This window comes from Salinimicrobium marinum (assembly GCF_014651535.1).
Taxonomy (GTDB): domain Bacteria; phylum Bacteroidota; class Bacteroidia; order Flavobacteriales; family Flavobacteriaceae; genus Salinimicrobium; species Salinimicrobium marinum.
Map to the genome: position 1 here is coordinate 151,708 of NZ_BMXB01000005.1, position 13,560 is coordinate 165,267.

General features: G+C 41.9%; 11 protein-coding genes. 7 read left to right on the forward strand and 4 right to left on the reverse strand.

Annotated features, from left to right (window positions below; genetic code table 11):
- The 3 genes from uxuA to IE056_RS09045 are packed head-to-tail and all read right to left on the reverse strand — an operon-like array spanning window position 1 to window position 4,100.
- Window positions 1-1,170 (reverse strand): mannonate dehydratase, encoded by a 1,170-nt coding sequence (gene uxuA, locus IE056_RS09035; protein ID WP_189604383.1) that lies wholly within the window; start codon window positions 1,168-1,170, stop codon window positions 1-3.
- A gap of 1 nt (window position 1,171) precedes the next feature.
- Complete coding sequence (locus IE056_RS09040) at window positions 1,172-1,915, reverse strand: SDR family NAD(P)-dependent oxidoreductase (RefSeq protein ID WP_189604384.1); 744 nt, start codon at window positions 1,913-1,915, stop codon at window positions 1,172-1,174.
- Window positions 1,916-1,931: 16 nt separating this feature from the next.
- The gene (locus tag IE056_RS09045; RefSeq protein WP_189604385.1) at window positions 1,932-4,100 is read right to left on the reverse strand and encodes an alpha-glucuronidase family glycosyl hydrolase; all 2,169 of its coding nucleotides are present in this window, start codon (window positions 4,098-4,100) and stop codon (window positions 1,932-1,934) included.
- 198 nt (window positions 4,101-4,298) lie between these two features.
- Here IE056_RS09045 and IE056_RS09050 point away from each other — a divergent pair, with 198 nt between their 5' ends.
- Genes IE056_RS09050 through IE056_RS09080 form a run of 7 tightly spaced genes read left to right on the forward strand, consistent with a single transcriptional unit; the run spans window position 4,299 to window position 12,372 of the window.
- On the forward strand, window positions 4,299-6,506 hold the full coding sequence (locus IE056_RS09050) for a glycoside hydrolase family 3 C-terminal domain-containing protein (RefSeq protein ID WP_229793715.1): 2,208 nt from the start codon (window positions 4,299-4,301) through the stop codon (window positions 6,504-6,506).
- Between the two features lie 24 nt (window positions 6,507-6,530).
- Entirely contained in the window at window positions 6,531-7,943 is a 1,413-nt protein-coding gene (gene uxaC / locus IE056_RS09055; RefSeq protein ID WP_189604386.1) for a glucuronate isomerase, read from the forward strand.
- A 16-nt stretch (window positions 7,944-7,959) separates the two neighbouring features.
- Window positions 7,960-8,958, forward strand: coding sequence for a sugar kinase (locus IE056_RS09060; protein WP_189604387.1), 999 nt, complete (start codon window positions 7,960-7,962; stop codon window positions 8,956-8,958).
- Window positions 8,959-8,967: 9 nt separating this feature from the next.
- On the forward strand, window positions 8,968-9,636 hold the full coding sequence (locus tag IE056_RS09065) for a bifunctional 4-hydroxy-2-oxoglutarate aldolase/2-dehydro-3-deoxy-phosphogluconate aldolase (protein WP_189604388.1): 669 nt from the start codon (window positions 8,968-8,970) through the stop codon (window positions 9,634-9,636).
- On the forward strand, window positions 9,636-10,610 hold the full coding sequence (locus IE056_RS09070; RefSeq protein ID WP_189604389.1) for a TRAP transporter substrate-binding protein: 975 nt from the start codon (window positions 9,636-9,638) through the stop codon (window positions 10,608-10,610). The genes IE056_RS09065 and IE056_RS09070 overlap by 1 nt, the downstream gene beginning before the upstream one ends.
- Window positions 10,610-11,086: a TRAP transporter small permease gene (locus tag IE056_RS09075; RefSeq protein WP_189604390.1), complete on the forward strand. Its 477-nt coding sequence runs from the start codon at window positions 10,610-10,612 to the stop codon at window positions 11,084-11,086. The genes IE056_RS09070 and IE056_RS09075 overlap by 1 nt, the downstream gene beginning before the upstream one ends.
- A complete protein-coding gene (locus IE056_RS09080) occupies window positions 11,086-12,372 on the forward strand; it encodes a TRAP transporter large permease (RefSeq protein ID WP_189604410.1) in 1,287 nt (428 codons plus the stop codon). The genes IE056_RS09075 and IE056_RS09080 overlap by 1 nt, the downstream gene beginning before the upstream one ends.
- Here the strand turns inward: IE056_RS09080 and IE056_RS09085 are convergent.
- Entirely contained in the window at window positions 12,369-13,403 is a 1,035-nt protein-coding gene (locus tag IE056_RS09085) for a LacI family DNA-binding transcriptional regulator (RefSeq protein ID WP_189604391.1), read from the reverse strand. The genes IE056_RS09080 and IE056_RS09085 overlap by 4 nt on opposite strands.
- Window positions 13,404-13,560: the final 157 nt, after the last annotated feature.

Genomic DNA, 13,560 nt, shown 5'->3' on the forward strand with positions numbered 1-13,560 from the left:
TTATTTAAAAGTTTCAAGTAACCCCAGTTCAAGTCCGCGTAATTCTGCCAGACCTTTTAGACGACCAATAAAGGAGTAGCCGGCGTAGTATTTTTTATCTTTTTCCATTGAATGCAAATACCCATGATCTGGTCGCATGGGAATGGTCTTTTGTTTTTCCTTCTGAAGTTTCAGGATCTTCTTCATAACTTCAGTCATTGGCACATCTCCGGCCAGATGATCTGATTCCATGAACACACCGGAAGCTTCTCTCTTCACATTCCGAAGGTGCAAAAAGTGGATCCTGTCACTAAATTTTTCAAAAATCTCCAGCAGATCATTTTTGGGATTTGCGCCCAGGGAACCGGTGCAATAGCAGAGTCCGTTGGCATTGGCATCAACATTATTGAAAATGTACTCCAGGTCTTTTTGGTTGCTTACCACCCTTGGTAATCCCAACACAGAAAATGGAGGATCATCGGGATGGATTGCCAGTTTTACGCCACTTTCGGCCGCCACAGGAGCCACTTCCTTTAAAAAAGAAACCAGATTCTCCCGGAGTTTTTCATCAGTGATATGCTGGTAGCTTTTCAACAGATCTTTAATAATTTCAGGAGTGAAATTTTCCTTACTTCCGGGTAAACCGAGAAGAATATTTTTAAAAAGCTGTTCTTTTTCTTCTGAAGAAAGTTTTTCTCCCAACGCTTTCGCTTCAGCCATTGCAGCTTCGGAATAATCCTGTTCTACATTCTTCCTTTTCAGCAGGAAAAGGTCAAAAAAAGCAAATTTTACGGGGTCATACCTTAATACAGTAGCACCTTCCTTATTTTCGTAAAAATGATCTGTACGTACCCAATCCAGGATTGGCATAAAATTATAAGCTACTACTTCAATCCCGCATTTCCCAATATTCTGAAGGCTGATTTTGTAATTTTCAATGTATTGCTCAAAATTTCCAGAGCGTTTCTTGATATCCTCATGTACTGGAAGACTTTCGATCACGCTCCATTCCATTCCCAGGGCTTCGATCTCTGCTTTCCTCTCTAAAATGGCATTTTGAGACCAGATTTCTCCAACGGGAATTTCGTGTAAAGCAGTTACGATTCCGGTGATCCCGGCCTGTTTCAATTCTTTAAGCGAGAGTAAGTCGTTAGGGCCATACCAACGCATGGTTTGAGTCATTCTGTACATACTAAAAACCTATTGAGTTTCCACCGTCTACCGGCAAAACAGTTCCGGTGGTGAATTTTGATTCTGAAGTCGCGAAATAATACACAGCATCGGCAACATCTGAAGGTTCTCCCAGTCTGCCCATTGGCGTTCTTGAAAGCACCTTGTTCTTACGCTCCGGATCGTTATCCAAAGCTTTGCTGGACATATTGGTCTTGATAAAACCAGGAGCTACCGCGTTCACCCTAATACCGAATTGTGCAAGGTCTACTGCCATGGCGCGGGTCATCCCGTCTATGGCTGTTTTACTGGCAGAATAAGCGATTACTTTAGGAATTCCATATTGCGCAGCCATTGAGCTGATGTTGATAATGCTTCCGGAATTGTTCTCCTTCATCACCTTTGCCACTTCCCTACTCACTGCAAAAAGAGCCAGCACATTGGTGTGGAGAATATTCTGAAATTCTTCATTGGTAACCTCCAGAAATTCCTTTTTCATATTGATTCCCGCATTGTTCACCAAAATATCAATTTTTCCGGCTTCTTTAGCAAGTTTTACAATTGCGTCGGGGATTTCGTCGAGATTGTTCAGGTCGAGAATGAAGGGTTTTGCATTTGGTCCAAGCTCCTCGCAGGCTTGCAGCGTTTTCTCCTTGTTTCTTCCGTTTACGTAGGTGATGATTCCGTTGTCACAAAACTTTTTTGCAGTTGCAAATCCTAATCCGGCATTGGCGCCGGTAACTATAGCTGTAAGCTTATTTTCCATAAGTAGTTTATTTTAATTAATGCCAGGAAGGACTAATGCCGGGAGCATAAGGGAATTCCAGGGATTGATAATATTCTAGGTCATATTCGGGTTCAGGGATAAATTCGGGTAACTCCTTTCCGGAGAATTGCTGAAAATACAGCAACACGGCATTGCGCCACCATTTGGCCTCTTTCAGCTGAATTTGCAGCAGCATTTGAATTTCCTCAAACCTTTGGTCATCTACATATTCCTCTATGTCATTCCAGGTGTTCACCATCTCTTCTACGTCTTCCACACCTTCCTGGTATTTTGCTGCAAGATTATACCATAAAGTTTGCCCGTTTTCCATTTTATAATCCCACGGCACATGGTGGAACCAAAGCAGGTATTTTTCGGGCGTTGTCTCAATGGAATTGTATTTTTCCCTGATAGGCTCTGCATATTGAGAGAGAGCATCGCTCCCTGATTCTGTTCTATCAAATCCGACACCTTCAGAAGTGGCTCGGTGATAGTAAACGGGGTTCCATTCAGGTCTTCCAAGGTCATCTACCCATGGACCCGGGCCATAATGGTGCCCTGTATCCATAATATGATGTAGTCCAAGAGGCGTCATATAATTTACCACAGCCTCTCTAGATTTGATCATTAGATCTTTTACCGGATCTACAAATTCCTGCTCGTTTGAAAAAGTCATTTTCAACCACTCTTTGGCTATAGCTTCTGAATCAAGGTAAGGATCCCACGCCAGTCTTCCAAAGCCATACCAGTTCGCCTGCCCGAATGGATGTCCTGTCCAGTTCTTTGCGGTTCCAATATTGGCAACCCCGGCAATTCCCGTTAATTTTTTATTGGATAAGGTTCCGTCGACCACTTTGGCCACCGTAGATCCTTCTCCCTGCACATATGTATCTTCATCTAGTGTTTCTTCAAACATTTCCGGCAGGTATACCAGGTGCGAACTGAAGCCTAAATATTCCTGTGTGATCTGGAATTCCATCATCAACGGAGTATCGGGCATCGCACCAAACATAGGATGAAATGGCTCCCGCGGCTGAAAATCTATAGGTCCGTTTTTTACCTGTACCAGAACATTGTCGTGAAACTGACCATCAAAAGGCACAAATTCTGAATAGGCTTGTTTTGCACGGTCTTCGGGATCGTCTTCAGAATAAACGAAGGCGCGCCACATCACAATTCCGCTGTGAGGCGCTACGGCTTCCGCCAGCATATTTGCCCCATCTACGTGCGATCTGTCGTAGTTGTTAGGCCCCGGTTGCCCTTCGGAATTTGCTTTGACCAAAAATCCTCCAAAATCGGGAATTTCAGCATAAATTTCATCTGCTTTATCTTTCCACCATTGTCTCACTTCAGGATCTAAAGGATCTGCCGTTTTCAGGTCCCCCGATTCCATTGGTGAGGAAAAGCGCGCTGTCAAATACACCTGGAGTCCATAAGGCCTGAAAACTTCGGCCAAAGCTTTTACTTTTTCTATATAGTGGGAAGTCAGCACCAGGGAACTGGCATTAACGTTGGTTAAAACGGTACCGTTAATTCCAATGGATGCATTTGCACGGGCGTAGTCGATATATTCAGGTTTTATAAGCTCCGGAAGATGATGCCAGTCCCAGATGGAGAAGCCGGCGTACCCACGCTCCACAGTCCTGTCGAGGTTATCCCAATGGTTTAAAAGCCTCTTCTGAATTTTAGGAGAATCAATGATATCACATTGAGTAATGTTGTTATGCAACTGCATTTCTTTAATTAACCTGAAGGTACCATAAAGTACTCCGACATCGGTTTTACCAGTAACCACGGTAATTCTATTATTGTTCAGGCTTAGGCTTTTGAGCACATAACCTTCAGAATTTATTTCTGAAAGATCACTTTTCAGCATTGCCCGGATTTCTGATGGCAGGTTCTCCTCACTTCCCAGTACTACGGAATTTTCTTCAACAGAATTTAACTCTTTTAATGTCTGGCCAACCAGTCCTTCAAAAGCAGTTTTCAACTCTGTCGTTGCCACATCCAGCGTCTCGTCAGATCCGAACTTATGAAATCCGCTGATATGATCCAAATAATTTTCCACCACCTTATCATCATCAATTTTATCATATTGCAACCATAAGTCATACCCGTCCTGTGCAGACATTAGTGCAGAACAACAACACAAAACAAGGACTAGAAAGGATCTTTTGTATATCATAAACAGATTTATTTTAAATTGAAACAAAGCAGCGCTAAAACGGTTGCGAAGCGAAAATTAGGTAAAAAAAGCTTGTGAACAAAATTAATTACGCAATCGGTTGCGTTTAATCTATTTTTGTGCTTTATTTGTTAACACTATCTTTAAAATTCGACGTTTAAATTGTCGGAATAATATTCATCAACATCAAAAAGTATTATGAAAGTCTCTTTTCTTAAGCCGATTATAATGATGTTCCTCGCTGTTGCCCCGCAGTTCCTTTGCGGGCAGGAAACAGCAAGCACAGAAACTTATCCCTTTAATGATCCCAGCCTTTCCATCGATGAAAGAGTAGAGGATTTAGTCAATCGATTGACATTGGAAGAAAAGGCGGGGCAAATGATGCATAACAGTCCCGCAGTAGAACGACTGGGAATCCCGGAATATAACTGGTGGAACGAAGCTTTGCACGGAATAGGAAGATCGGGCGTGGCTACGGTTTTTCCGCAGGCCATTGGAATGGGAGCTACTTTTGATGAAGATTTGATCCTTGAAGTCGCCAGCAAAATCTCTGATGAAGCACGTGCCACACATAATACTGCTGTAGAACACGGATACCGCCGCCAATACAGCGGACTCACCTTCTGGACTCCGAATATTAATATTTTTCGTGATCCACGATGGGGACGTGGCCAGGAAACTTACGGAGAAGATCCTTATCTAACCGGCCTTTTAGGAACTGCATTTGTAAAAGGACTTCAGGGAGATGACCCCAAATATTTAAAAACAGCCGCTGCCGCAAAACATTATGCGGTCCATAGTGGGCCCGAAAAACTTCGCCATGAATTCAATGCCGAAGCTTCCATGAAAGATATGTGGGAAACCTATTTACCTGCTTTTCAGGCTTTGGTCGAGGCTGACGTAGAAACTATAATGTGTGCCTATAATGCTACCAACGGCGAACCTTGTTGCGCAAACAAATATTTATTGCAGGACGTTTTACGGGACAAATGGAATTTTCAGGGCCATATTGTGAGTGATTGCTGGGCACTTGTAGATTTTTATGAAGGTCACAACGTAGTAGAAACGCCCGAGGAAGCAGCAGCACTTGGAATTAAAAGCGGGGTGAACCTCAACTGCGGAAGCGTTTATCCTTCCCTGGTAGAAGCTGTTAATCAAGGTTTGGTAACGGAAGCTGAAATTGATGAGCAACTGTCGGTCCTGATGAGAACCAAATTCAAATTAGGACTTTTTGATCCTCCTAAAAATAATCCGTATTCGCAGCTTTCTGCTGCAAATCTAGATACCGAAGAGCACCGGGCTTTAGCCAGAGAAGTAGCGCAGAAGTCTATCGTGATGCTTAAAAATGATAATGCACTTCCCCTTAAAAATGATCTTTCCAAGTATTTTATTACGGGCCCTAATGCCACCAGTATAGAAGTACTTTTAGGAAATTACCACGGAATAAATCCGAACCTGGTAACCATTCTTGAAGGCCTTGCCGGTGCCATTGAACCACAAAGCCAGATGCAATACCGTCAGGGAACCTTATTGGATAGGCCAAACGCAAATCCGCAGGATTGGGCTTCTCCTAATGCAGAAAACAGTGATGCAACCATTGCCGTTTTAGGAATTTCGGGAGTATTGGAGGGTGAGGAAGGGGAATCCATTGCTTCTGAAACATTTGGGGATAGGCTGGATTACAATCTTCCGCAAAACCAGATCGATTACCTCAGGAAACTGAGTGAAGCTGCCGGCGACAATCCGCTGATCGCAGTCATAACCGGCGGTAGCCCTATGAACCTTCAGGAAGTGCATGAACTTGCCGATGCTGTTTTGCTGGTTTGGTATCCCGGGGAAGAAGGTGGAAATGCCGTTGCAGATGTCATTTTCGGCAAGGTATCCCCTTCCGGAAGGCTACCGATTACTTTTCCAAAATCCCTGGATGATCTTCCGCCGTACGAAGATTATTCTATGGAAGGAAGAACTTATAAATACATGGATGCAGAACCAATGTATCCCTTTGGATATGGGTTGAGCTATACGAATTTTGATTATTCCGATGTAAGACTTTCAGAAAAAAGGATAAGAAAAGGAAAATCTTTAAACGCCACTATTACAGTTAAAAATTCGGGAAACACAAGATCAGAAGAGGTGGTTCAGTTATATGTTTCAGATCTTGAAGCTTCCGTAAGAGCTCCAAAATATCAGCTTTTTGGAGTAAAAAGAGTTGCTTTGGAACCGGGTGCTTCCGAAGAGATTCAGTTTAAAATTACTCCCGAAATGATGGAACTGGTAAATGATGAAGGAGAAAGAGTACTGGAATCCGGAAATTTCAAAATCTATCTTGGTGGTTCCAGCCCGGGTAACCGAAGCACCGAACTGGGAATAGCAAAATTAAAAGAAGCTACTTTTACTTTAAGATAGCCTACAGATAATATACCTTATTTAATGAAAAATTTTATAGACGAGGATTTCCTACTGGAGACTGAAGCTGCGAAAAGGCTGTATCACGAGTACGCGAAGGATATGCCAATCATTGACTACCACTGTCATTTACCGGTGGAAGATATTGCCAATGATCGCAAATTCAAAAATCTCACAGAACTCTGGATTGAGGGAGATCATTATAAATGGCGTGCCATGCGCGCTCTTGGAATAGAAGAAAAATACATTACAGGTGACAGTATCGATGAGGAAAAATTCGAAAAGTGGGCAGAAACTATCCCATATACTTTAAGAAACCCCTTGTATCATTGGACGCACCTGGAATTGCAGCGTTACTTCGGAATAAATGATATTTTAAGTCCGTCAAACGCAAAAAAGATTTATCAGCAATGTAATTCCATGATCTCAACTCCGGCATATTCTACCCGGAACCTGTTGAGAAAAATGAACGTCAAGGTAGTTTGTACTACCGATGATCCTGCAGATGACTTACACCATCACCGGAAAATTGCTGAAGATAATTTTGAAGTGCAAATTTTGCCAACATTCAGGCCGGACAATCTTCTGAATATTGAAAAAACAGGATTTAAAGATTACATAAATGTCATTTCAGAGAAAACCGGAATTGATATCACAGGACTCAATTCTTTTTTAAAGGCCGTGGAAAACAGGATTGGTCATTTTCACGATCACGGCTGCCGACTCTCGGACCACGGACTTGAATGTGCATGCGCTGAAGACTTTACGGATGAAAAATTAAATGAGATCCTGCAGAAGAAGCTTAATAATGAAGAAATTGATCCTTCGGAAGCAATGATCTACAAATCGGGTTTGATGTTTTACCTCGGGAAGTTTTATGCGGCCAGAAACTGGGCAATGCAATTACACCTGGGGCCTATTAGAGACACAAATTCAAGAATGTTAGCAAAAATTGGTGCTAATGCAGGAGTTGACAGCATTGGTGATTTCCAGCAGGCAAAGCCACTGGCGAAATTCCTGGATTCTTTAGACAAGGAAAATTCACTTCCAAAAACAATCCTCTACAATGTAAACCCTGCAGAAAATGAGATAATGGCAACCATGGCCGGAAATTTCATGGGAGATACTCCAAAAGGGAAGGTTCAGCATGGATCTGCCTGGTGGTTCCTGGATCAAAAAGAAGGAATTGAAAAACAGTTAAATACCATTTCTAATATGGGCTTGTTGAGCTGTTTTGTTGGGATGCTCACCGACAGCAGAAGTTTTCTTTCGGTACCCCGGCACGAATATTTTAGAAGGATTTTATGTAATTTGTTCGGCAATGACATCGAGAAGAAGGAACTCCCGGAAGATTATGAATGGATAGGCAAGATCATTCAGGATATTTGTTATCACAACGCGAAAGAATTTTTTGAATTTCCGGAAAACGTACAATAAGAAAAATAAGATTAAAATGCAGAAACTTGTAAGCCTGGGCGAAATTTTGATGCGGTTAACCAGTGAAAATAATCTAAGATTTTCACAGGCAGACAAATTCGAAGTGGTTTATGGTGGTAGCGAAGCGAACGTACTTATAACGGCGGCGAATTTTGGGCTCAATACAGATTTAGTCACAGTCCTCCCCGATAACGATATAGGAAGAACCGCAGTTTCCGATTTGAAAATTAATGAAGTAGGCACCGGGAATATTCTGTTTGAAAAAGGTCGATTAGGATTATATTTTCTGGAGCAAGGCGCTGTGAACCGGTCCAGCAAGGTGATTTACGATCGTAAAAACTCTGCCTTTTCAGAAATTAATAGAGAATGGTTTAACTGGGAAGAAATTTTAAAGGACTGTGACTGGTTCCACTGGTCTGGCATTACGCCTGCCATCTCTCAGAACGCTGCAGATGTTTGCCGGGATGCCATAGAAACGGCAGCCGCTATGGGAATTACCATTTCCGCCGATCTTAATTACCGCGCCAATCTTTGGCAATATGAATCAGATCCGCCGGAAACTATGAAAGAATTCGTTGCAAAAAGCGATATCCTTTTAGCCGGACATTATGCCTGTCAACAATTTTTTGATCTTAGGACAAAGGATGGTTCCAATAAAGAACTTGCGGAACGTCTAAAAGAGAAATTTCCGAAGCTGAAGAAAATAGCTGTTACAAACCGAAAGGAGATCAATGCTTCCCATCACAAATGGTCAGCTTCTTTGTTCAACGGTTCCGACGTACTGGAATCAGATCTTTATGATATCTTTCCTATTGTAGACCGTGTGGGTACAGGAGACAGTTTTATGGGTGCTTTAATCTACGGATTTCAAAATTACGATGACCAGAAAGCACTGGATTTTGCAACGGCAGCTTCAAGTTTGAAACATACCATTCCGGGAGATTTTAATAGAGTAACCAAAGAAGAAGTTCTTAAATTGGTGGAAGGAGATCGCTCCGGAAGAATCAGCAGATAAACTATGATAATGAAAAAACTTTCAAGACCAGAAATTGCAGTTAAATTCAGGGAATCGGGTTTGGTTCCACTGTTCTATCATTCCGATGCTGAAATTGTAAAAAATGTCGTCACCGCCTGCTACAACGGAGGCGCCAGATTCTTTGAGTTCACCAGCCGCGGAGAATTTGCACATGAGACTTTTTCTGAAGTTGTAAAGTATTCCCGGAAGCATTGTCCGGAATTGATCCTTGGAGTAGGATCTGTAACTGATGCAGCTTCGGCTTCACTATATATTTCATTGGGAGCAGAATTTGTGGTAAGTCCGGTGCTAAGGGAAGACGTGGCGAAGATCTGTAACCGCAGAAAGATTCACTACCTCCCAGGCTGTGGTAGCCTCAATGAGATTTGCGTTGCAGAAGAATTGGGATGTGAGATTGTAAAGCTATTTCCGGCAGCCGTATACGGACCGAAATTCGTGAAAGCCGTGAAAGGACCACAACCATGGACATCAATTATGCCCAGCGGAGGCGTTTCTCCTAACAAAGAAAACCTAAAGCAGTGGTTTGATGCCGGCGTTACCTGCGTAGGAATGGGATCTTCGCTTATTACCAAAGAAATCGTTGAAAATTCAGATTTTGATGCGCTACAGCGAAAGGTCTCTCAGGTACTGGAAATAATTTCAGAAGTGAGGAGTTAATGAAAAAATTTCCGGTATATATCCTACTCATTTTATGCTGTATTTCCTGCCAGCAGGAAAAGGAAGTTAAATCCCTGAAGCTAAGCCATAGCCTGGGATTATCTCATCCCGTCCATATTGCCATGGAATATTTTGCAGAAAGGGTGAAAGAAAAATCGGGAGGTACTTTAACTGTTGATATTTATCCCAGCAGTCAGCTGGGAGGAGAAAGGGAAAGCCTCGAACTACTGCAAATAGGTAGTCTTGCCATGACAAAGGTTTCCTCTGCGGTAATGGAAAATTTTTCACCAAAGCTTCAGGTTTTCGGTTATCCGTATATTTTCCGGAATAAAGAACACCGGTACAAGGTTTACGATAGTGAACTTGGTAAAGACTTACTGGAAGACGGGGAACAATACTGGTTAAAAGGCCTTACCTACTTTGATGCCGGAAGCAGATCCTTTTACACAAAAAATACCGTGATTGCCACCCCAGATGATCTTGACGGATTAAAGGTTAGGGTGATGGAAAGCCCTACTGCTATCAATCTTGTAAAAATTTTAGGAGGATCGGCCACGCCGGTTTCCTGGGGTGAATTATATACTTCACTTCAACAGGGCGTAGTGGAAGGAGCTGAAAACAATCTTCCCAGCTTTTATACATCCAAACATTATGAAATCGCAAAGGAATTTTCCATGGATGAACACACTTCCATCCCGGATATCCTGGTGATGAGCACTCTTATTTATGATGAATTAAATCCTGAGGAACAAAATTGGATTCAGGAAAGTGCAGATGAAGCTGCTGTAAAACAACGTGAATTATGGGAAGCTGCGGAAGAGGAAGCACTTACAGAAATTATTTCGGCAGGTGTGAACGTTACTTATCCCGATAAAGACCTTTTTAAAGAGCGGAGTGAGCCACTTATTGAAGCGCTTAAATCAAAAGACAGGGAATTGTATGAAATCATCCAGCGAATCAAAAATATCAATTGATGCAGAAAAACCTGAACAGAATCCTGGAATGGGCAGTAGTTGCACTGTTAAGTGTCATGCTGCTGAGCGTTCTTTGGGGAGTGCTCACAAGATATATATTTGCCGACCAAAGTTCCTGGACCGATGAACTTGCACGCTTTATGTTAATCTGGGTAAGTATTCTTGGTGCAGCTTATGTTTCAGGAAAAAATGCGCATATAGCCATAGATCTGCTTCCCGATAGTATGTCTGAAAAAAAGAAGCTTAAACTGGAAATGCTTACCAGCGTGATCATCAGCATCTTTGTATTTATGATCTTTATAATTGGCGGACTTCGATATATTTATATCTCCTTCAAATTAGGGCAGACCTCTGCAGCACTTGAGATCCCAATGGGTTATGTATACCTTATCCTTCCAATTTCGGGACTAATTATAATATTTTTCAAAATTCATGCTATGATAGCATCCAGAAAAGCATTAAAACTTGTTGAGTGATGGAAATATTTATGCTGATTATAAGTTTTATTGTGCTGGTAGGAATACGTGTTCCCATTGCCTGGAGCATTGGCATAGCATCCCTTATCACGATCTTATTTAGTATTGATTCTATTGCAGCTTTTACCACGATCTCACAAAGAGTGGTGACCGGACTGGACAGTTTCTCCCTCCTTGCTATTCCATTCTTTATCCTCGCCGGACATATAATGAATAGCGGCGGAATTGCAAAGCGGCTTATAGAATTTGCGAAATCCCTGGTAGGCTCACTTCCGGGAGGTTTGGCCCATGTTAATATTGTAGCAGCTATGATGTTTGGTGCTATCGCAGGCTCGGCTGGAGCCGCGGCGGCAGCTATTGGCAGTTTCATGTCTGAAAGAATGGAAAAGGAAGGCTACACAAAGGAATATGGAGTTGCCGTGAACGTAACGGCTGCTACAACAGGATTGTTGATACCGCCAAGTAATATTTTCATTATCTATTCCCTCGCGAGCGGAGGTGTAAGTATTGGAGCTTTATTTTTGGCAGGATATATCCCCGGAATTTTAACCGGGCTTATTTTAATGGCCATTGCTTTGGTATGGGCAAAGAGAAAAGGCTTTCCTACCTCAAAAAGAAGTTCTGCTTCACAGGTATTTAAAGCTTTTATTGATGCTCTCCCAAGTTTGCTTTTACTCATCATCATTATAGGAGGAATAGTAGCCGGAATCTTTACTGCTACCGAAGCTTCTTCCGTTGCAGTGGTGTATTGCCTTATTCTTGCATTCCTGTATAAAGAAATGACTATAACAAGCCTGAAAGCGGTACTTGTGCAGGCAGCCGGAACTATTTCACTGGTAATGCTGCTCATCGCAATGTCTATTGCCATGTCATGGGTAATGTCTTATGAAAATATTCCGCAGGAAGTAACCTCCGCATTATTATCTGTGAGCGATAATCCTATCGTAGTCATGATCCTAATTAATTTGATTCTGTTATTTATCGGAATATTCATGGATATGACTCCGGCGGTATTAATTTTTACTCCGATCTTTCTTCCGGTGGCTGTTGCGATGGGAATTGATCCGGTGCATTTTGGAGTGATCATGGTTTTAAACCTCTGTATAGGTCTGTGCACACCACCTGTAGGTGCCGTTTTATTTATTGGTGTGGGTGTGGCCGGCACCACCATCCAGAAGGTGGTGAAACCTTTACTGCCTCTATTTGTAGGAATGCTGTTCTCTTTGATCCTGGTCATCCTTTTTCCGGCTTTAAGCTTATGGTTGCCAAGATTATTCGGATTCTAAATCTTCCTTCTTCTACTGGAGTTTCGTACAATGATCTCGGTATCCAGCATAGTAATTTCAGAAATACTGGAGCCAAGATTATCTTCGGAATGTTCAAGGATTCGCTGCGTGGAGATCTCTCCCATTTTCATTGCTGGATGTGAAACTGTTGAAAGGGAAGGCTCTACTATAGAAGAGATAGGATCATCGTTAAACCCAATGATTGCCAGCTCTTCAGGTATTCTCACACCTCTTTCCTTTGCACACAAAATAGCACTGACCGCTGCAGTATCATTGGAAGAAAAAATACCATCTGGCGGAAAATCCAACTCAAGCAGCATTTTCATAGCTTCTCTTCCCTCTTCAAAACTCATCGTTTCCAGATCCACTAACAGGTTTTCATCTACTTCGATCCCATTTTCCAGTAAAGCGTCCAGATAGCCTTTTTTCCGGAGATTGTAAACGTTCACGTGCTGCGCACCTGCAAAATGTGCAATTCTCTTACAACCCTGGTCTATAAGATGTTTTGTGGCCCTATAACCGGCTGCATAATTGTCAATAATTACCCTGTATGAATTGAAATCCCGGGGAACACGATCCACAAAAACTATTGGAATATTATTATCTGCGAACTGCTGAAAATGATCTGTATTGTTAGTTTCCATAGCCAGGGAAACTATTAGTCCGCCAATTCTACTGTCATACATAGCTTTGGCATTCTTTACCTCATTTTCGTATTTATCATTGGACTGGCTAATAATTACGTTGTGGTCGGCTTTTCTTGCAGCATCTTCCACCCCGCTGATTAGAGAAGAAACAAAAGGACGATTAATCCTTGAAATCATAATCCCAATGGTCTTACTTTTGTTGCTACGAAGGCTGGCAGCAATAGAATTTGGCCTGTACCCCATTTTTGCAGCCACTTTTTGAATTTCCTTCGTGGTTTTCTTACCAATACTTTTATGATTGTTAAGCGCTCTGGAAATAGTAGAGGGAGAGAAATTAAGTTCTTTTGCTAAATCATAAATAGTGACTTCCTTCTTCTTCTTCATTAAAATATTATTGCAGGTATGTCCAAAACTGAGGAATTTACAAGGTTAAACCAACCTTCAAAGATAGCAATTTCTAATAATGTAATGCTTACTTTCTTTAATTGCTTACAGCCACAGCATCATTAAATATAGTGTTAATATATTAAACCATTTCCAA